The sequence below is a fragment of the Hydrogenimonas sp. genome, assembly GCF_029932565.1.
In the GTDB taxonomy this organism is placed as follows: domain Bacteria; phylum Campylobacterota; class Campylobacteria; order Campylobacterales; family Hydrogenimonadaceae; genus Hydrogenimonas.
On record NZ_JAOZPV010000003.1, the window covers coordinates 44373 to 63491 of the forward strand.

The following is a 19119-nucleotide window of genomic DNA, read 5'->3' on the forward strand; positions in this document are numbered from 1 at the left end:
CATTATGCGAGCAGGTCGTTGATGACCGGATTGCCGTGTGTCAGAATTTCAGGGTTTTTGATTCCGTACATTTTATAAATGGTCGCGGCAATACTGAACGCCTGGAAAGTATAGGAACCGTTTTTCGGCCTTGTATAGATACGTGCATTGCTTCCTGTCACTTCCGTTTCGCCAACGATACCCAGATGGTTCATATAATCACGTCCCCCGAACCAGTAGACATTCTGATTGTTGCCGTGATCCCATCCGAGTGAGTTGTTGTAATTGACATTTCGGCCAAATTCGCCGAAAACAACGATGTTGATATTGCTTTTTCCCGCCGCCTGCATATGAGCCAGCGCCGCTTCGATCGCTTCCATCAGTTGTGTCATACGTCGGGTATAACGGTCGATGGCGTTGGAGTGGTCATCCCACCCACCGAGACCCGGACTGCCCATACTGACGACTTTCGTATGTTCGTTGAAGATCAGCAGATTCATCGCTGTTTTCAGACGGCTCGCAAATACATTGTTTTCCGGATAGGTGACACCCGCCGGCAAAGCGATATTGTTGATATCGTTCGCAAACTGCTCAAGCGTCACACGCCGCTCGAACGCTTCCCTGATTTTTCCCGTCGGATTGTATTTCTGCGCCATCGTATCAAGATAGTTCGCCACCGTCTGATTCGTCTCCTTGTTCAGAACACGTGATTCGCTGCAGGACATGGACCGTTTGTAGGGGTTGTCCGAACCACTGCCGAAGGCGACGGGTTTGAGAAAGGCATTCAGATTCAGATCATCTTCATAGAAAAACGTCGATTCGCCCTCCATCGTGACAAAAGGAATACTTTTTCCAATATCGTCCGTCCCGGAAGGTTCATCCACCATACCCTTGTGGTAGAGAATCGAAGCGAGATTGGCAACGACACCCGCTCCCCCCTCGGTATCTTTCCCGCGCTGCGCCTGGGATGTACACTCGCCATGGGCCTTGAGATTGTCGACCGTGCGGTAGCATGTCCTGAAAATGTTCATATCGCCGGATGCGAGCATCCGTTCCATTGCATCACCACCGGCATTTCCCCAAAACTTGTTTGTGGTAATACGCATGTAGTTGTCGTTACCGAGTGGATAGGGATTTTGACTCTTTTCGCTGATCTCCTCGATGTTGGTCAAATTGCCTGCCAATTCGGACGGTCCGCCATAGAGGTAGACAATGATTGTCTGGGCATTGTTGTTTTCGTAGACGTTTGGATCAAACTGGATGCTGCTGTAATCAAGATCGGCACTTTTCAACGAGAGTGGCATGATCGAGGAAAGACCCAGGGCACCCAGCCCTTTCAGAAAATGTCTCCGGTTAAAGTGTGTTTCGTTCAAACTGTTTTGTTTCATCATAACTCCCTATTTCACTGCTTCAAACTCATAAATAGTGCTGAGCCTGGAAAGATAACTCAGGACAACCTGTGAAAAGTATCCTCGCTCTTTGAGATCGTCGACCTCCTTGCTGTTGCCGTAGATATCGAGCCAGCTGTTATTGTCGAATCGGTTGTCGTCGTCTTTGCTGTTGTCGATCAGGTCCACAAGAAACTCCAGCTCTTCGCTGTTGGCTTCACGCCCTGCAATCGGAACGAACAGGTGATTTACAATATATTCCGCACGAAGACGTTCGTTGGCATTCCATTCGTCCCGATCGATGATCTTTCTGCTGTTCAGATCAAACTCCGTCGCGCTGAAAAGCGACTGCGGCATATTTTCGAACAGCTCTTTCAACGGCCAACCATCGTCGCTGCTTTCAAACGAAAGGTCCTTTGTATAGTTGATCATGATATTGTCCCGAATCGTTTTATGGAACCACGCAAACGACTGGGAGTCGAGAGGCACCTCCACTTTTCGCCCCAGCTTGTAGCGCATTGTCGATTGGTGCATTTTGTCGAGGTTTTTCGCGATATAGTAGAAAGAGTTCTTTTTCGGAACCCAGTGAAGCGTCTTGGCAATCTGGAAGAACGCCTCTTCGAACGATTTCGTTTTGTTCGAATTGAGCAGATACGCTTTCGAATAGACGATCTGTTTCAGCAATCCGGTCCATGTCGCCGGACGGCTCGAAATGATCTGATTCACGACGCTCTGTTTCTGTGATTCCGTATAGTTCGGAAAATAGATATCGACAAGTCGTCGTGTAACGGTTGGCACAAAACTTGGCTGAAGTACGAGTGTGCTGTAGAAATCGGTTCCGTTTCGGATCACGCGACCGGGAAAGAGATCGGTGATCGGCTCGACATTTTCGTCGAGTGTAACAACCAGTGTATTGGATCGGCGGTCGAGTTTCCAGTTCTGCAGAGCTTTTCCGGCAAGCGGGACGTGTGCATCTTCAAAATCCATGTTGTATATTTCGAGCATTTCACGGCCATTGTCTTCCGGACTTCTGAAGCGCCGCCAGTTCTCATCTGTCATCATATGGGTAAAGGTGACCCACTGCAGGCTGAATCCCTCATCGAAATCGCGTACGAGATCGCCATAGACATCGATCGCATCGACGGTATAGACCGTATCCAGTTCGTATGCCGGCGAAAAGAGAATGGTCTGGCTCAACACATAGGCAGCCCAACGATTGAGGTAGGCACGGCCCGGCTCGAGGAAATAGATGCGTCCAAGCATTTTCGCAACGAGCTTGTGATCACCCCAGCCACCACTGTAATCATAGAGTTTCTCTTCGATTGCGGCAATGTCGGATTTGCTGTTGTCACGATCGAAAAGTGCCCGTGTTTCCGAAATGAATCGGCCGGAATTGACCGCTTCCGTAAATTGCTCATAGTCGGCACCGTAGAAAAAAGTACCATAGAGTTTCAACGCAACTTCATATTTTTCATCTTGTGAAAGGGCATTGAACTCTGAATCCGTAAGCGGGGCGAGACCGTATTGATCGTAATCGAGCTCTTCTCCCATCACCGGAATATTGTACAGGACGGGACCCGATGCATACTGGTTGAACGCATTTTCGTCGGTCAACCGGATATCGTGTCCCTTTCCGATATCGATATATTTCGCATAGGTTTCCTGCAGATGCGCCTCCGCCTCCGCATAGGAAACGGGTGTAATCTCAAGGGAAGGAAGTTTGTCTTTGATATCGGCTATTACCTCTTCAAGATCGTCTTCGTTGTCCGGCACATCTACGATACCGTTTTGATTGAGTACATCGACAACCTCCTGCTTGATTTCGATTCCGTTCGAAGGATCACCGTCGGCATCGCACGACTGCAGCAGTGCCGCGACTTTCGGATTGCTCTCGATGATGACGGCACCCTCGGCCAACTCTGTGGCTTTGAGAGTCCGAAGGGCGATGTTTCCGAGCTTGAACGAACACTCTTTTCCGACTTCGAAATGGAAGGCTCCTTCACTGTCCGTCGTTCCACTCAGCCCGCCACATCGATACGTGACTCCGCTGACTGCGGCATCGATATAATACGCCTTTCCGCTGGCGGTGGTGGATGAAGAGCCACCACCTCCGCAACCTATCATGAAAACCCCGGCCATGGCGATCATGGCATGCTGTATTGAGAAAATATGTCTACTCATATTTCTTCCTTTATTTGATGAATCGCACGCGTACCCGACTACACATTGAGAATAAATAGATCTCATGTGTACTCAGGTATTGAACAATCCTATTATATAACCAAGCAAAACGTTTTTGTTCCGCTATTCACAGTGATTAACCAGGTGTTAATGAAGAGGGAGAGAAAAGACATTGAAAGGTTACAAGGGAGTAACATACTCTTACCTTTATGGCGGTAAAGAGGCAACCTGGCGATCTTCCAAACAGATTTTCGAAGACCCATGGCTTTCCGTCCCTGCTTCACAACAGGTTTGGCAACTGAACTCCCAATTCTAACTTAAGGAGACTTAATTGTTTTTAAGTAATAAAAATTAGCCTGTTTACATTTATTTATATTACTCCTCCAGTTCCCCCACAATCTCGGCCATCCATGCTTTGTCGATTTTGTGCCGGGCGCCACGATAGATATTTTCTTCGAGTTTCTTGAGAGCCATCTCTATCTCTCTGTCCTCTTTGGCATAGGGGAGAAGAAGATTGAACAGCTCTTTGTCGCTCCTTGCCCGACGAATCTCTCTGACGATATCGATCTCCTTTTTACGACCCATCCGTTTCTTCAGATATCCAAAGCCATACACAATACCTCCCCCCAGCACCATACCAAGAATCAGCAATCCGATAGACGCCCAGGTTGGAACCATACCCGTTGACGACACGGATTCCTCGGTGGCGTTGTGACTCGCCGTCGATTCGCTTTTTTCGATTCCATTGCTCTTTTGAATCTTTTCGGCCTCTTTCGTGCCGGCTTTTACCCCGCCAACAACATGGATGAAAATAGGAGCTGTCCTCTTTTCGACGACCTTCTGTTCCCGCTTGTCGAAATAGCGCAGAACGAATGACGGTACCATGAAGTCCCGGTCCGCCACGACCGTGATATTCTGCTTGAACGTACCGCCGTATACACCGTTTTTCAGCCACTCCTTGACGATGGGTTCGTCGGCGTAGACGACCGCGCCCGAAATCTCTGGTTCGAACTTTTTGATATCTTCGATATTCCCTTCCCCCTCTACACTGACAGTGATACGCACCGGCTTGTTCACTTCGACATCCGTCCGGTCGGCCTCGGCACGTATTGTAAACGTGCCATAGAGCTCGACCCCGCCCGGAAGCGGATCGACATCGATCGTGACGCTGTTGGAGGCAATACGGGTCCATTGAAGTCTCGCAAAAAACCCGTTAAAGAAATCGTCGTCGAAAAAGGGATCGTTGATGGGCGGTTTTACCCGGACACGTTTGGCGATTTTCGCTGTAAGAGGTCCCAGTTTGTAGCTGCCGGGTTTCTGGGGAAATATGAGATAGCGATGTTTTTCGACAATATACCCGTTCTCATGCAGACGCTCCACATCGCCAACCTTTTTGATCCAGAAATTGGCAAACTCCGGTTTCTGCAGATCGATCTGGGCAAAATTGCTCCCCTCTTTGTATCGCATCGAGAGGATCATTTCCACCGGTTCGCCCACGACCACGTGTCGTTTGTCCACCTCGATGCCGAGCTTCGCTTCGCCATTCTGCCCACCGGAAGGTTTGGGTGCACCGGTCACGCGGACTTCCAGCGGATCGGTTTTCAGCTCATCACCATCGACTTTTACGGTCAGTGCAGGAATTGTCACGCTGCGCATCGGTGCGAATGTGTAGCTTTTGGTGAAACTCTTGTCGATATGGCCGTTGACGATGGAGATGCTGGACCGCTGGGACGTCCCAAGTACCGGGAATCCACCGATCTCTTTGACAACCGGGAACTCCACATCCTGACCCTGGGCGGTGATCGAGAAGGTCACGGTATCACCAGATACCACCTCTTTTTTGTCGACACTGACGGAGACGCCGCCCGCGAAAAGCTGCAGCATTGCCGTCAGAAGTATCGCCACAATCATGTTACCAGGGAGTCGTCTCATCCTCACTCCTTTCTCCCTTTTTCGTCGGCACAGGCAGCATCAGCGTATGAATATCCCGCCGGTTCAGCACCTTCTCCCATTTTCTCAGCTCCATGTCGCTTATCGGTTCGTTTTTTTGCATCGCCTGTCGCATCGCTTCCATCTCTTTTTTGTCGCTCGATTCTCTCTTTTTCTTCTCTCTCTTTCGCTGTCCATCTTCCGCTTTTTGTTTCTCACCGTCCCTCTCTCTCTTTTGACGCTCTTTTTGGCCCGCATGGTCCCGATCGTTCTGCTGACTCTTGCTTTGCCCTTTCTGACGGCTTTGCTGATCCTGCTGATCCTCTTGATTCTGCTGATTTTGTTGGTTCTTTCCGCTCCTGTTCTGGTCTTGCTCTTTCTGCTGCTTCTGCTCTTTCTTCTTCTTTTTTATCGTTTTGAGCAGTTCCAGATTGAAACGGGTATCGGCATCCTCTTTGATCTTCAGAGCCTCTTCGTAAGCCATGATCCCTTCGTCCAGATTGCCGAGTCTGGCATAGGTATTGCCGAGATTGTGCCATTTTTGAAACTGCAGTTCGGGTTTTTGTACCGATTTGAAGAGCTCCAGGGCTCTGGAATAGTCACCCGCTTTGTACCAGGCATCACCCGCATCGAGTTTCGCTTCGTCGGCACCTGTCGCCTTCACGGCCTCTTCATAGAGTTTCGCCGATTTTTCGAATGCTTTGGCCTCGTAGGCATCCCGCGCCTTCTTGAGCGTCCAGAAATCGAGCATACCCCCCTGCAATGTCATCGTCGTGAGAAGTGAGAGAAACATCCACGATCTCATCCCCTCTCCTTTCCTCTCACTGTACGTTCACGCCGGGGGAGCGACGTGCCCGAGAGCAGAAAGAGGAGTGTCGCCGCAGCCAACGGATAGTAAAAAAGCTCTTCGCGGTCGTGTATGACGCTCTCTTTGCTCTCTTCGGGTGTCAGACGGCGGCGTATCTCTTCGGCCAGGCGCGCCATATCCCCTTTGCCGAGTGAAAAGCGCATGTAAACACCTCCCGTCTTCTCGGCCAGTGCCGCCACAGCAGGGTTGAGACGGGTGACGACCACATTCCCGTTCCGGTCACGCACGACACCGCCGTCCAGTTTCATGACACCCCCCTTTTCGGTTGCAACGGCGTAAACGAAAACCCTGATACCGCGGCTTTTGGCATAGGCAATCTCCTCGGAAAAATTCTTTTTGTCGCCGCCATCGGTCAAGAGCAGCAACGCCTTCTCTTTTTTCTCTTTGAGCAGATTCTCGGTCACCTCCAGCGGCGCCATCATGTCGGTTCCTTTGAGGGTGACGTAGTCGAATCCCATCTGCTTCACCAGATATTTCAGCGACGCGTAGTCACGTGTCATGGGGGCGATCAGAAAAGCGCGGGAACTGAAACCGATGACACCCACCCTCGTCTGCTTCAGGTCGTCCAGAAGATCGAAAAATTTCCGTTTCGCCAGTTCAAAGCGGTTCGGATAGATATCATTCGCGAACATGGATCGGGAGATGTCGAATGCGACCACCAGATCGACATTCTGTTCCCTGACCTTTATCTCACCGCGGTCGATGACAGGCCGCGCCAGCGCCACAATACCCAGTGCCATCGCCAGCAGCAGAAGCGCACGCCGCGTCCGTCGGCTCACTCCTCCGCCGGATGTGACCATCTTTTTGTAGAGATCCGGTGCAAATTTCCTGCGCAAGGCATCGCCTCCTTTGGAAGTAAGCAGCCAGAGTGCCGGCAAAAGAAGCAAAAGAAGCAACGCTTCGGGATGGAGCAGAGTCATGCCGCACCTACCCGCCGGCGGCGTGCCGTACCTTCGAAAGCCAACAGAAGCATCAGCGCCAGCGCCCCCGACAGAGGCCAGGCGAAGTAGTAGCTCTTCCTGATATACCTGTTCCCTTTGATTTCGCTTTTTTCCAGCCGGTCAATGGTTTGGTACACCTCCTTGAGCTTCTGCACCGAATCAGCCTCGTAAAATTTGCCATCTGTCTCCTCGGCCATCTTTTTCAGCACATAGGGATTGTAATCGCCCGGTTGCCCCACACCGATCGTGTAGACCCTGATACCGTACTTTTTCGCGGTATTGATTGCCACCTCCAGAGGCACCGTGCCGGCATTGTCGACACCGTCGGTGAGCAAAATGGCGATTTTGTGCCTGGCATGAGAGTGTTTGAACAGCTTCGTACTCATAAAAAGTGCCTCGTAGAGTGCCGTACGACGCGTACCTGCGATCCCCACTTCGATTCTGTCCAGCAGTCGAAGCAGCGAGTGTTTGTCGTAGGTCAGCGGTACCGCCACGTAGGCGAAATCGGCAAAGATCGTCAGACCGATTTTGTCATGTTTGCGCTCCTTCACGAACTGGGTCACAATCTCTTTGACGATGTCGAACTTTCCACTCTGCGCCATCGAACCACTCGCATCGAGGATCAGAGATATCTCATACCCCCTGTCGTGCTGAACCATTGTCTCATTTTCCACCACCGGACTGGCCAACGCCGTCACAAGCAGAGCAAACGCCAGAAATTTCAGCAGTATGGTTGCCGATTGTCTGCCTCTGCCTATCCGGGCCATCCGGTCGCTGCCCGGAAACCAGATGCTCTCGAATCGCGGTTTGCACCACCTGGCACAAAGAAAGAAAAGGAGCAATAGTCCGAAGACCGAAGGATTTTCGAAAACGATCTCACCCATACCGCATAGCCTTTTCGATCAGGGTCTGCATCGCCCTCTTTTCGTCACGACCGAGTTTCGGGACCTCTTTTTTGTATTTGTAACGTTCAAGTTTCGGCTGCAGCGCATCGAATGCGTCGATCAGCTCTTTTCTGTCACCGATGAGCACCGGCAGATATTCGTCGAATGTATAGACCGCCTTTTTCGTATCGGAAAAATCGATGGCTCGAAGCATCTCTTTCGCGATACTTTCCGGATCTTTATGTCGGCGTCGGCGTCGAACGGGCCCTCTTTTCCAAAGATAGAGAAGAGCCGACAGGATAAGCAGTAACAGCAGGAGAAGAGCCAGCAGCTGCCACAGTGAATCGTCGGGTACATCCACCGGCGGTTTGATATCGCGCAGCTGCTGGAGCATCTCCTTCACTTCAAAAGCTCCCGTAGTTTGACGAACGGCTCTTCGTCCGTATAGATTTTCGTATAACCGATACGATGCTTCAAAAAGTGTTCTCCTATTTTTCTGTCATGGGCGAGCAAATCGTTCCGGTACGCCGATACAAGGCTCCCGTCCATATCGATACGGTGATGCCTGCCGCTGACGGGATCGACGAGGTCATATTCGCCCGCCATTTCCGGGTTCTCTTCGAAACGGTCGCGCACGACAATGGCATAGACTTCATGTTTCGCACTGAGGAGAGCCAGGTCGATCTCATCATAGAAATCACCCAGCAACAGTACGATGGAACGCTCCTTCAGGGTATGCAGAAGGAAGTCGGCGAATTTCTGCATATCCCCTTTGCGTCCCAGCACATCCAGACTCAGCGCGTAGTCGAGCGCGGCATAGACGATGTTGGGGCTCTTCGACGGTTTGAACCACTGGTCGACAGCGGTATCGAAAAAGATCGAGGTAACCCGGTCGGAATTTTTGAGTGCTGCAAACCCGAGCAGTGCCAAAATTTCCGCCAGCACCTCCTGTTTCTGCCGAACGGAACCGAAATAGATACTTCCCGAAACAGAAAATCCGATGACGATATTGAGCTCCCGCTCTTCGTTGAAGACATTGAGATAGGGCTTCTGCTGTCGTGCCGTCACTTTCCAGTTGATTTTGCGGACATCTTCACCATATATGTACTCCTTCAGCTCAGCAAAATCGATCCCGTTGCCCTGGAATGTCGAAATGTTGTTACCGATATTCTGACCAAACAGACGTCGCCTGGTTTTGATAAGTAGTTCTTTCGCTTTGCTGTTCATATCAGATTTCCATATTCCGGTTCACGATTCACGCTTTACGATCCCCGCCTTTTTACGGTACTCTCACGGCTTTCTGAATCGATTTGACAATATCGTCACTCGTAAGACCGGCCGCTTCGGCTTTGTAGTTGAGTATGATCCGGTGTCGCAGCACATCGTGCAATACATCGGCGATATCGACCGGCGTGACGTAATCCTTTCCCCGTATCAGTGCGACGGCTCGACTCGCCTTGTAGAGGTCGATGGAGGCGCGGGGACTCGCTCCGAATTCGATATACTCCGCCATATCAGAAAGACCATACTCCTTCGGATAACGCGACGCGAAAATGAGTTTAAGCATATATTTTTGGACGGCATCGTCGACATGGATGTCGTGAAGCGCCTTTTGCATCGCGGCGATTTCCGGCTTTCCGGCCACCGGCGCTATCTCGCCAAACCCTTTCGCCGCGACCCGGCTGACAATCTCGAACTCCTCTTCGATCGAATTGTAGCCGATATTCACCTTCATCATGAAGCGGTCGAGCTGCGCTTCGGGCAGACGGTAGGTTCCCTCCTGCTCGACGGGATTCTGTGTCGCGAGTACCAGAAACGGACGGTCGACTTTGTAGGTATCCTCGGCGATCGTCACCTGCTTCTCCTGCATCACCTCGAGCAAAGCGGACTGAACTTTCGCCGGAGCACGGTTGATCTCGTCCGCTAGAAGGAGGTTTGTAAAAACCGGGCCGTGTTTGACCTTGAATTCACCGCTTTTCTGGTCGTAAATCTCCGTACCCGTAATGTCGCTGGGCAGCAGGTCAGGCGTAAACTGCACCCGTTTGAATCCCAGTCCCAATGCCTGGGCCAGTGCATTGATCGCCGTCGTTTTCGCCAGCCCCGGCACCCCTTCGACAAGCAGATGTCCTTCGCACAGCAGTGCAATCAGCATCGCATCGACGAGATGCTCATGTCCGACAATGACTTTGCCAACCTCTTTCTTGATCGATTCAATCGCTTGGTTCATAGAGATACTCCATGTCTCATTTCTGTAAATTTTTTGAAAAACATTATAAAACGTTACCTCTAACAGAGGCTAATTGAGAGTAAACGGAAGGTAAACATGGACCGCTTGGCCCATGTTTGTTTCATATACTGTCTGTTCTTCGCAGAACATGAGCAAACCCCATGTTCTGGCAGGGACCGAACTCTCCTGCAAGACACCACAACGTCGCAAACATACGTTTTCGAGATGATTTCACACAAATCTCCGTAATTTGCATGAAATCGGTTATATATTGACGTGACGCTCTTTCATCGTCTGTTCGCCGATATTGCAGATATGCATGATTTCCGAAACAACAGCTTCAAGATACATCAGACTGCTGAGTTCGAACGATGTCCCCAGTGGAATCTTTCGATCTTTCCTCTTCAGCTTCTTGCGTTTCTTTTTATTTCTGGAATCCATAATGACGGCAAATTCGGCAGTCTCTTTCAATGGTCCGGTTGGATTTGCCGTCACTCCGACGATCGTCGCACCGTGTCCCTTTGCGGTTTTGGCGGCGTTCAGCACACTGCTGGTCGTTCCCGATGCCGAAATACAGACAAGTATGTCACCTTTCTGAATCGAGGGAGTATTGGTTTCACCCAGAACGAAAACCCTGTTACCCAAATGCATCAGGCGCATCGCGAAAAACTTTCCTACCAGACCGCTTCGACCCGCACCGCTGATGAATATTCTTCTGTTTTGAAGAAAATATTTGACAAATGTCTGAAAATCTTCATCATTGGCATTTTGCAAACCGCATTTGACCTGTTTGACAAGATGCTTTGCGATCATTCATTTGCCTTTGATTTTTTTCGCTATCGCTTCGGCCGCTTTTTTGGGATTTTTCGCACCGGTGATCGCACCGCCGACGACAATGACCGCCGGTTTCTGCGCCTTGATCTTGTCGATCGTATCGAGATTGATGCCTCCCGCGACGACGAGTGGGATCTTCACTTTTTTCGAAACACTTTTCAGATCTTCGAGCGGAGACTGTCCGGCATTCTGCTGATCGATGCCGGAATGGATTCCGACATAGTCGGCACCGAGCTTTTTCACCTCTTTGGCCAATGCAACCTTGTCGGCCACGTTGATCATATCGACCAACACTTTTTTTCCGTGTCTCTTTGCACTTTTGATCGCACCCTTGATCGTATTGATATCGGCCACACCGAGAACCGTTACGATATCCGCACCCGCCTCGAAACAGAAATCCGCCTCGTACTCTCCGACATCCATCGTCTTGAGATCCACAAGAAGCGTCTTTTCCGGGAAAAGCGCCTTCATCAGTTTGACAAGCCGAATACCTTCATGTTTGATCAGGGGTGTTCCAATTTCGATAATATCGATATATTTTTGTGTCTTTTGCGCAAGTACCAGCGCCTCTTCACTCGTCAATACATCGATAGCCAACTGTAGTTTCATTTGCTCTCCTTTTTTATACCGGTATGGTATACATCTACGTATGTAAAAAATCGATCGTCAAGGCCACATCGATCGATTCTGAACTCTCAATTATACATACACAACATTATAATTCTCTCAATCAGGCTAAATTGGGTCAAAAACGTTTCCAGAACGATGATGTAAAGAGAATGAAAACAGTATAACACTCCAGACGTCCGATAATCATCCCGATCGAAAGAATCAATTTGTCAATATCACTGAAAAACCCGAAATTTTCAGCTGGACCCACATGGCCGAAACCGGGCCCTACATTCCCAACGATCGCAAGAGCACCGGAAATCGCCGTCATTTCATCGTAGCCCCGGGCATAGATATAGATACTCATCAGGCCGACTGTAAAAACGAAGAGAGTAAAAAAGCCAAAGGTCGACGCGAGAATATGCCGTTCCAGTTTGATACCATCGATGAAGACCGATATGAAAGCTTTGGGGTGAAGAATGCGTTTGAGTTCGGCAAAGAGTGTTTTGAAAATCACGACATAACGAATGACTTTGATGCCGCCCGCTGTCGACCCGGCATTGCCGCCTATCAGCATGGCAAGGAGAATGATGGCAACGGCCAGATGGCTCCATGTGGCGTAGTCGATTGTGGCGAATCCCGTCGTCGTCATCACGGATGCGATCGTAAAAAAGGCGTGGGTCGATGCATGGAACAGCGAATCCCCGCCAATCTCCATATGCACCGCCGTCAGCATGCCTCCAAGTATCAGAAAGAGCAGAAGATACCATCGCACCTCCTCGCTCCGGTACCCGCTCGTATCACGGTATAGGAGTTTCAGATGCGCCAGAAAATTGATGCCCGAAACCATCATGAAAAAGGTGGTCACCCAGATGATCCAGGGGCTCTGGAAATAACCGAGAGAGCTGTTTTTTGTCGAAAAACCGCCGGTAGAAAGTGTTGAAAAGGCGTGATTGACAGCATCGAACCAATTCATCCCAAACAGTTTCAGAAGCAGCGTATCGACCAGTGTCAAAAGCAGATAGATAGCCCAGAGGCTCAGTGCCGTATCTTTGATTTTCGGTCGCAGTTTCTCGATCTGTATACCGGTCGCTTCCGCTTTGAAAAGAGAGAGACTTCCCGTCGGGTTGATCACCGACAAAAGTCCGACCCCCAGCACAATGATTCCGACACCGCCAAGCCAATGCATCAGGCTCCGGTGAAAAAGAATCATATGGGGTAGATGCTCGATATCGGTGTAGACTGTCGCTCCGGTAGTGGTAAAGCCGCTTATCGCTTCGAAAAAGGCGGACGAGAATGTTACCGGTGTATAAAGAAAAAGGGGAATGGCTCCCGCCATCCCGATCAACACCCACAGGAGATTGACGACCAGTATACTCTCACGGATCTTCAGGACAACCGCATGGCGACGCAGCAGGAGAAATATCACGAGATTCAGGCCGATAAACAGCATATCGAATAGCAGAAAAAGGGTGACACTCTCGTGATAGATCCATCCGACAAGGATATCGAATCCGAAAAAGAGCCCCAGCGTCATGCCGATGAGACTCAAAACTTTGAAAATGCCTCTATAATCCATAAAACCATACTTTCAGTTTCGGCGCGTTCTCATCTGTCGTGAAGCCGACGATGACATCACCCTCCTCTATGGCGACAGGGGCATCGAACGACATCAGCATCTCCTTGCGAATCAGAAAGAGCTTGATATGCTCCTTTATTTTCGGAGGCTTGATTTCCCGCCCGATCAGATGGGAATTCTGAAAGACTTTCCGAAGAAAAATGGTCGCCTTGCCGCCGCAGAACCGCCGCTCCATAACCACACTGCTGGAGTAGAGGCTCTCCAGTATCGCATTGTATGCACTCATCTTCGGTCCCCGGACGACAACGATGCCGAGCGAATGCATCAGATTGTAGTATTCCCGCTCGTTGTTGACGGCAACCACTTTGTGAATACCGTGTTCCTGTGCTTCGAGACATTTGATGATGTTGTATTCGTCATTATCGGTTGCCGCGATCATCATGTCGGCATACTCCAGTCCCTCCTCTTCAAAAAGGTCACCGGTACCGTACTTGCAACTCAGTGTCATCGCTTCACCTTCGAGTTTTTCGTCTGCAAGTTCGCACAGAGTCACATCTTTCTCGATCAGTTTTACCTCTTTGCCGTGTTCAATCAGTTTTCTCGCAATCGCGATTCCGAGATCTCCCGCACCGAACACCACACACCGTTCTATGGATCGTGGCGTCTCCGTGTCAAACTTCTGGCACAATGAACGGATTTTTGTTTCATCGCCGAAAAGATAGACCAGATCATGGGGTTCGATGACGATCTCCTCATTCGGTATAAAAAACTGTTTCCCCCTCTCGATTCCCACCACATCGAATCGCTCTTTTTCCAGTCGTATCGGCTCTTCCAGGCCGGAAGCCCAGACCGATATCAGTTTGAATACCGTGTGCCGGAACGACTTGACATTGTTGGCTTTGGGATATTTGAGCAGCATGGCAACCGTCTCCGATGTAAGTTCGAGAGGGAACACTGTTTTGGAAATTCCCAGCTTCTCCCGAATCGAACTTTTATCGAAAAATGCATTGCGAAGGCGCATGACTTTGCGTTTCACGTCGATGGTATCGTCGACAATAAGCGTCGAAATGAGATTCGCCTCGTCCGTATCGGTCACAGCGATAAAGAGATCCGCCTCTTTGTCGATCAGTTTCCGATAGGTACGGGGATCTTCGATATCCCCGTGTATCGGAAGAATGTCGAGTGTCTCCTGCAACCTGTGAAGGGCATCCGCGTTTCTGTCGATAATCGTCACATTGTGTCCGATTGAGAGGGTTCTTGCAAGATTGAAACCGACACGACCCGCTCCGGCGATGATAATATCCAATTACGACTCCTTCCTCTCCTGTTTGATGGCGGAGATTTTTCGTTTCTTTTGCTCCTTGAGCCGTTCCCTGCGCACCCGCAGCCGCTCCTTGATATTGCGTATCTTGCCTGTCTCCATATCGTGCAGGTCAACATCTGCTTTATCGATCACTTCCCCGACCTTCACTTCGAGCATCTCCGACTTTTTCATTGCCAGGATCTGTGAGGGAAACACCGAACGGTGACCCGTTATAAGAAAGCTGATGACGGCACTGAGTGCCGCATAATGGGCGATCTCGAGACCAAACAGTTCCACGGCCATGATCGTCGCGGCAATCGGTGCGTTGGTCGCTCCGGCCAGCACACTGACAAAACCCAAAGCGGCAAACAGTGTAATATGACTGTCCCCAATCATCTCTCCAAACGCCATGCCGCTTGTCGCACCGATATAGAAGAGCGGCGTGATGATCCCTCCGCTGCCCCCTACACCGAGCGTAATGGATGTAAAGATGGTTTTGAGAACAAACGCATACCATGGAACATTGGCCGGGATATAGGGATGGGGTGTCAAAACATCTTTGATCGTAGGAAGTCCCAATCCCAGATACCGTTCGCCAAAGACCAACGCCAGCAGCAGCAGAACGAGACCGCCGACAAATGCGATGACATAGGGATGGGCAGGAATCTTTTTGATCAACTTCGATGTCCAGTTGACGGAGGAGACGATCATATCCGACACGATGCCGAAAAAGATGCCCGCTGCAACGACCTTCAATATGAGTGGCAGATCGAGTGCGACGCTTTGAAAAAAGTGGATATCGAAATAGGTGTATTCGATACCGAGAAACTGCGCCGTCGTGAACGCAGCAAATCCGGCGATGAAAGAGGGGAGCAGAACATCGTAAAGAATCACTCCGATAATCAGCACTTCCACACCGAAAATCGCCCCTGCGATCGGGGTGCCGAAAACCGATGCGAACCCGGCACTGATCCCACAGATCACCAGTTTTTTCCGATCTTCTTTCGAAAATCGCAGCAGATCGGAAAGCAACGATGCGGCACCGGCACCGATCTGTGCGCCCGGTCCCTCTTTCCCAACCGAACCGCCTGCGAAAAGTGTCAGGACCGTTGCGAAAAGTTTGATCGGAATTACCGCTATTTCAATCTTTCCATATTTTTTGTGAACCGCTTCTATGACCTTTTCGGTCCCGTGCCCTTCGGCATTTGGAGCAAATTTGCGAACCAGAAAGACGGTCAGGAAGAGTGCCACCGGCAACAGATAGTAGTAGGGAAACGGCAGAGTGGCGCGGCTCGTTTCGCCGATGATGAGTATCTTCAGAAAGAGTGTGACGACGGCACCGATAACAATACCGACGACAGATGAGAGAACGACCCATTTGGCAACACTCAGAAAAATGGCCGTCTGTTCGGTGATGTGCTTACGCAGCATAAATCAACTTTCTCTTTCCACCCATCTATTCGGATCTGGTCGGTTTCGGCATGCCGGAAACGGCTTTGAAACTCGCTTGGACATTATCGGGATCGAAATAGATCGATTCGGACGGAAAAGCGAACTCGAGGTTATGGCTATCGAGAATTTCCCATACTTTCAACAGCACATCCTGTTTCACTTCGAGCCACTCCTGCCATACCACACTTTTACTGAAGCAGTAAATGAGGATATTCATGGATGAATCAGCAAATTCATCGAGATAGACAAGCAGTGTCGCTTTGACACCGTATTTGTCTTCCAGTGATATCAGTTTTTTCTCGCGTCGGGAGCGACTTTTGAAAAATTTTCTGTCGATCTTTTTGGGCGATGCGATACCCGGATGTTCGAGGAGCATCTTCTCGATATCCTCGATGGCGTTCATGATATCTTCACGCTTCGACCCGTACGTTACGCCGATATGCATTTTGATACGGCGCCCCACGGTTCGTTTGCTCCAGTTCTTCAAAGGCGAATTGGCCAGCGTTGCGTTCGGTACGGTGATCATCGCATTGTCGAATGTCCGAATCATCGTACTGATGAATCCGATTTCAACCACCGTGCCCTCTGCATCCGCCGTCTCGATCCAATCCCCCTGGGAGAAGGAGTTGTCAAATATGATTTTGAGCAGACCGAAAAAGTTGCTCAATGTATTTTGTGCCGCAAGTGCCACAGCCAGACCACCGATTCCGAGAGACGCGATAAGACCTGTAATATTGACACCCATACGGACCAACAGCATCGATATGGCAATGATGACGATCGTCACTTTGATAATGGAAAGTATCAGATTGATCAGTTCCTGTCGCAGCTGTTTGTTCTTGAGTTCACCCTTTTTCACCATATAATCGAAAAAGAGACTGTCGATGATGATAATGACGATATAGGCGATGGTTCCAAGAAGCACTGCATAGAAAAAGATCGCCATCTTCTCCGGCAACGGTGCAGGATGGAAGAGAACTTCCAGTCCCATCCGGAAACCGAAGGCGAGCACGAGAATGAAGAAAGGGCGGCGCATGCCGTTGAGGTTGTTCAGCAGTATTTCGTCCGCTTCGTGATACTCCTTTTCGATTACGTTTTTCAAAAAAGCATAGAGTTTGAAATAGAGAAAGTAGGAGGATCCCCATGCAATGATCATAATGAGTATGAAAATGATGAGCCGGCCCATATCGGTATGAATATGACGCAGATTGGTATTGATTTTCGCAAAGGACTCGATCGAGTTGATGCGGTCGATAATTTCATCGAGCCGGAAAAACGACATGATGGAGCGATAATGCAACATCGAGGGATTGGTTGCCACATATTCGAGAAACTCGCTGAAAAAGAGATAATGCATGCGGAGTTTTTCATAGTTTTGTACGATTTGCTGCGAAATCTTGTCGCTCTTCTTTTTGGCCTCGATATAGGCTTTCGTGTACTTGCCCGAATCGATCGACTGCAGCCATTCGGAGTATTTTTTGAACATCTCGACGAGGTCGTCGCCGCTCATGTCGGTCCACTTCGTCGCAAGATGAACGAAGAAGCCGTATATCTGTTGACGTGCTTCGAGTTCGAGCAATGCGATTTCGTCCCGGACAACCGCCAGATCGTAGCCATACTGTTTATTGACGCCAATGCGGGTTCTCATCTTCGATCGCATCTGTTCGGAACGGAGAGGATTGTAAAAGGGATTGTTGGGATTGTTCACTTCATATGGACGTTCTTTCATCATCCCAAGCAAAAGGTTGAATTTGGATATCTTCGCATCGGCCAGTCCGGAAAGATCGTTGCTTTTTTGCTCCAATTTGCCAGGGCCGCTCGTCTGTTCACTTCTCTTCGCGGTATCGACGATACCGTTTTTCGATTTCGTTGCCGCATTTTCAGTCGCGATGGGAGAGGTTTCATTGCGCTCTTTCGGTGTAACGATCGTCTCCTTTTGTGACTCTGGAATCGAATAAAACTCTTTTTCGATTTCGATGAGTGTTTCCCAGAACGTTGTAGCGGCAAAGAGAAGCGTCGAAATCAGAAGTAAGAGGAGACCCTTTTTCATCACACCCTCCTAATCGAATATGACGGTTTTGTTGGCATAGACAAAAATCTTGTCTTCGAGCGCAAGCTTCAACGCCTTGGCCAGCACGATTTTTTCAACGTCGCGTCCGGCACTCCGCATGACCTGCCAATCCATCGTATGATTGATCGGAATAATATCCTGTGCGATGATCGGTCCCTCATCGAGATTGTTGTTGACGAAGTGTGCCGTTGCACCGATGATTTTCACTCCCCGGTCATAGGCCTGTTTGTAGGGGTTGGCCCCTATGAAGGCGGGCAGGAACGAGTGATGAATATTGATGATCCGCTCGTTATAATGCGCTACGAATTCCGGTGTCAGAATACGCATATATTTCGCCAGAACGATATAGTCGACTTGGCCGAACTTTTCAAGCTCCGCAAGAATCTTCTCCTCATGCTCGGCACGCTGCAGCCCTTCATGACTGACATGAATATAGGGAATATCGAACTTCTCGACCAATCCCCGCAGAATGTCGTAGTTTGAGATCACACCTGCAATCTCCGCCTCCAGCTCCTTCGCCTCGTGTCGGATCAGAATATCGCCCAGGCAGTGGCTCTCTTTCGTCGCCATCAGAACAATCCGTTTGGGACGTGGTTCAATAAGCCTGATTTGGGCGCTTTCCGGCAAAACTAGCTTCAGTTCCGCCTCCAATGCCATCGGATCGAATCTTCCACTCACTTCGCTGCGCATAAAAAATTTGCCGTTCTGTGCATCGACAAACTCTCTGTTTTTCTCGACGTTCAGTCCGAAGTCGTAAAACGCTTTGCTGATTTTGTAGACAAGCCCTTTTTCATCCCTGCAGTCAATGAGTACACGATAGTCGCGGGTCATTTGCAACCTTCAATAGAAATTAGAACCCATCTCAAAAATTCCC

The 19119-nt window shown here is 49.8% G+C and carries 16 protein-coding genes and 1 riboswitch; all 16 genes read right to left on the reverse strand.

All coding sequences use genetic code 11. The features are described from left to right. Nucleotides 1-2: 2 nt before the first annotated feature. The 16 genes from Q1K24_RS01010 to purU all read right to left on the reverse strand — a co-directional run bounded on the left by Q1K24_RS01010 (nucleotide 3) and on the right by purU (nucleotide 19076). Complete coding sequence (locus Q1K24_RS01010) at nucleotides 3-1367, reverse strand: DUF1501 domain-containing protein (RefSeq protein ID WP_300364728.1); 1365 nt, start codon at nucleotides 1365-1367, stop codon at nucleotides 3-5. Nucleotides 1368-1376: 9 nt separating this feature from the next. Further along, nucleotides 1377-3548 (reverse strand): hypothetical protein, encoded by a 2172-nt coding sequence (locus Q1K24_RS01015; protein WP_300364729.1) that lies wholly within the window; start codon nucleotides 3546-3548, stop codon nucleotides 1377-1379. 219 nt (nucleotides 3549-3767) lie between these two features. After that, a riboswitch (cyclic di-GMP riboswitch) is annotated at nucleotides 3768-3854 on the reverse strand. 69 nt (nucleotides 3855-3923) lie between these two features. Further along, nucleotides 3924-5480 (reverse strand): BatD family protein, encoded by a 1557-nt coding sequence (locus tag Q1K24_RS01020; RefSeq protein ID WP_300364730.1) that lies wholly within the window; start codon nucleotides 5478-5480, stop codon nucleotides 3924-3926. Next, the gene (locus tag Q1K24_RS01025; protein ID WP_300364731.1) at nucleotides 5461-6282 is read right to left on the reverse strand and encodes a tetratricopeptide repeat protein; all 822 of its coding nucleotides are present in this window, start codon (nucleotides 6280-6282) and stop codon (nucleotides 5461-5463) included. Before Q1K24_RS01025 ends, Q1K24_RS01020 begins: the two co-directional genes overlap by 20 nt. Next, nucleotides 6279-7265 (reverse strand): VWA domain-containing protein, encoded by a 987-nt coding sequence (locus Q1K24_RS01030; RefSeq protein WP_300364732.1) that lies wholly within the window; start codon nucleotides 7263-7265, stop codon nucleotides 6279-6281. The genes Q1K24_RS01025 and Q1K24_RS01030 overlap by 4 nt, the downstream gene beginning before the upstream one ends. Continuing rightward, nucleotides 7262-8170 carry a VWA domain-containing protein gene (locus Q1K24_RS01035; RefSeq protein WP_300364733.1) on the reverse strand — a complete coding sequence of 303 codons (909 nt, stop codon included), beginning with the start codon at nucleotides 8168-8170 and terminating at the stop codon, nucleotides 7262-7264. Before Q1K24_RS01035 ends, Q1K24_RS01030 begins: the two co-directional genes overlap by 4 nt. Beyond that, nucleotides 8163-8564 carry a hypothetical protein gene (locus tag Q1K24_RS01040; RefSeq protein ID WP_300364734.1) on the reverse strand — a complete coding sequence of 134 codons (402 nt, stop codon included), beginning with the start codon at nucleotides 8562-8564 and terminating at the stop codon, nucleotides 8163-8165. Before Q1K24_RS01040 ends, Q1K24_RS01035 begins: the two co-directional genes overlap by 8 nt. A gap of 5 nt (nucleotides 8565-8569) precedes the next feature. Then, nucleotides 8570-9397 carry a DUF58 domain-containing protein gene (locus Q1K24_RS01045; RefSeq protein ID WP_300364736.1) on the reverse strand — a complete coding sequence of 276 codons (828 nt, stop codon included), beginning with the start codon at nucleotides 9395-9397 and terminating at the stop codon, nucleotides 8570-8572. Between the two features lie 52 nt (nucleotides 9398-9449). Further along, a complete protein-coding gene (locus Q1K24_RS01050) occupies nucleotides 9450-10397 on the reverse strand; it encodes a MoxR family ATPase (protein WP_300364738.1) in 948 nt (315 codons plus the stop codon). Between the two features lie 264 nt (nucleotides 10398-10661). Then, entirely contained in the window at nucleotides 10662-11210 is a 549-nt protein-coding gene (gene hxlB / locus Q1K24_RS01055; RefSeq protein ID WP_300364740.1) for a 6-phospho-3-hexuloisomerase, read from the reverse strand. Then, complete coding sequence (gene hxlA, locus Q1K24_RS01060) at nucleotides 11211-11840, reverse strand: 3-hexulose-6-phosphate synthase (protein ID WP_300364742.1); 630 nt, start codon at nucleotides 11838-11840, stop codon at nucleotides 11211-11213. Between the two features lie 136 nt (nucleotides 11841-11976). Next, the gene (locus Q1K24_RS01065) at nucleotides 11977-13419 is read right to left on the reverse strand and encodes a TrkH family potassium uptake protein (protein ID WP_300364744.1); all 1443 of its coding nucleotides are present in this window, start codon (nucleotides 13417-13419) and stop codon (nucleotides 11977-11979) included. Further along, nucleotides 13409-14725 (reverse strand): NAD-binding protein, encoded by a 1317-nt coding sequence (locus tag Q1K24_RS01070; RefSeq protein WP_300364746.1) that lies wholly within the window; start codon nucleotides 14723-14725, stop codon nucleotides 13409-13411. Before Q1K24_RS01070 ends, Q1K24_RS01065 begins: the two co-directional genes overlap by 11 nt. After that, nucleotides 14726-16153 carry a chloride channel protein gene (locus Q1K24_RS01075; protein ID WP_300364748.1) on the reverse strand — a complete coding sequence of 476 codons (1428 nt, stop codon included), beginning with the start codon at nucleotides 16151-16153 and terminating at the stop codon, nucleotides 14726-14728. A gap of 25 nt (nucleotides 16154-16178) precedes the next feature. Beyond that, nucleotides 16179-18224 carry a mechanosensitive ion channel family protein gene (locus Q1K24_RS01080; RefSeq protein WP_300364750.1) on the reverse strand — a complete coding sequence of 682 codons (2046 nt, stop codon included), beginning with the start codon at nucleotides 18222-18224 and terminating at the stop codon, nucleotides 16179-16181. 9 nt (nucleotides 18225-18233) lie between these two features. Further along, entirely contained in the window at nucleotides 18234-19076 is an 843-nt protein-coding gene (gene purU / locus Q1K24_RS01085; protein ID WP_300364752.1) for a formyltetrahydrofolate deformylase, read from the reverse strand. Nucleotides 19077-19119 lie beyond the last annotated feature (43 nt).